Raw genomic sequence first — 1,476 nt, 5'->3', positions numbered from 1 at the left:
TAAAATGTACCCTATAGAGTAGACACATAAAAAAGTCTACCTATAGGGTACTTTTTTATATAATGAATAAATACAACTAGAGAATTAACTTGGAGACGGAGAAATTATGAGTAAAAAGACTTTCACAGAGAAAGAGATCAAACAGTTAAAGACTAATAAATACGTTAAATCCGTAAGTTCAAAAGGAATTACTTATACTGATGAATTCAAGCAAATATTTATTGCGGAAAAGGAAAAAGGCAAGTTTGCCAGGGATATATTCAAAGAATATGGGTTTGATATCGAAGCTTTGGGGACCGATCGAATTAAATCTGCGAGTAAGAGATGGCAAAAGGCTTACAAGGAAAATGGGATAATTGGTTTACGTGACACAAGAGCTGGAAATTCAGGGCGTCCAACAGACAGAGAGCTTTCCTTAGAGGAGAAAAATGCTCGCTTAGAAGCACAAATTAACCTACTAAAGGCGGAAAATGAACTTTTAAAAAAGATTCGTTTTGCAGAAAGGGGGATGAGGAAATAGCACTAACCCCAAGCCATAAGTTTATCCTTATTCGCTCAGTTATTGAGAAATATCAATTGGAAAATATGGTGAGTTACCTTTGTGAAGCAGCGGGCGTTTCAAGAAGTGGTTATTATAATTATTTTTCAGAGAAATCCCAAAAGCAAAGAGAGCTCACAGATAAAAAAGACGAGGGAGTAAAGGAAATTATCCTAAAGGCCTTCAATTTCAAAAGACGGAAAAAAGGGGCACGTCAAATTAAAATGACTTTGGCAGGCCAATTTGGTGTTGTCTACAATTTGAAGCGTATTCGACGAATCATGAAGAAGTATGGCATCATATGCCCTATCAGAAAGGCAAATCCTTATAGACGAATGATGAAAGCGACACAAGAACACCGGGTTGTACCAAACCTATTAAACCGACAATTTAAGCAAGATATCCCTGGGAAAGTACTCCTTACCGATATTACATATTTATTTTACGGAAAGGGTCAGAAAGCCTATTTATCGACCATCAAAGATAGCTCCACCAATGAAATCTTGGCCTACCAAGTGTCAGATCGTATAACTATGGATTTAGCTACAAACACCCTTCTAAAGCTAAAGAAGAATCGGAACTTTAGGAAAGCAGAAGATGCAATAATACATTCTGATCAAGGTACCCATTATACACACCCTGACTTTCAAAAGTTAGTAAAGAAACTTGGATTAGGTCAATCCATGTCCAGGCGAGGAAACTGTTGGGATAATGCTCCTCAAGAATCTTTCTTTGGGCATTTTAAGGACGAGGTCAATATTAAAGCTTGTACGACTCTAGAGGAACTAAAACATGAAATTAAGCAGTATATGATTTATTACAATAACTACAGATATCAATGGAATTTAAAAAGGATGACCCCTGTTCAATACAGAGATCATCTTCTAAAAATAGCCTAGGCTTTTTTTAAAATGTCCTTTACAAAGGGTACACTTTAA

Annotated in this window: 1 protein-coding gene; it reads left to right on the top strand. The window is 36.2% G+C overall.

The window, feature by feature from the left end; genetic code table 11:
- The first annotated feature begins 106 nt into the window (after nt 1-106).
- Nucleotides 107-1,437 (top strand): IS3 family transposase gene (locus tag JOD45_RS16370; RefSeq protein ID WP_239549337.1). Its coding sequence is split into 2 segments (ribosomal slippage): nt 107-479 and nt 479-1,437, totalling 1,332 coding nucleotides; the frame shifts between segments, so codons are not numbered across the junction.
- The last annotated feature ends 39 nt before the right edge of the window (nt 1,438-1,476 follow it).

This window comes from Scopulibacillus daqui (genome assembly GCF_016908855.1).
GTDB lineage: Bacteria > Bacillota > Bacilli > Bacillales > Sporolactobacillaceae > Scopulibacillus_A > Scopulibacillus_A daqui.
The sequence above is the reverse complement of the archived record's forward strand: the minus strand, read 5'-3'. Positions and strand labels throughout refer to the sequence as shown.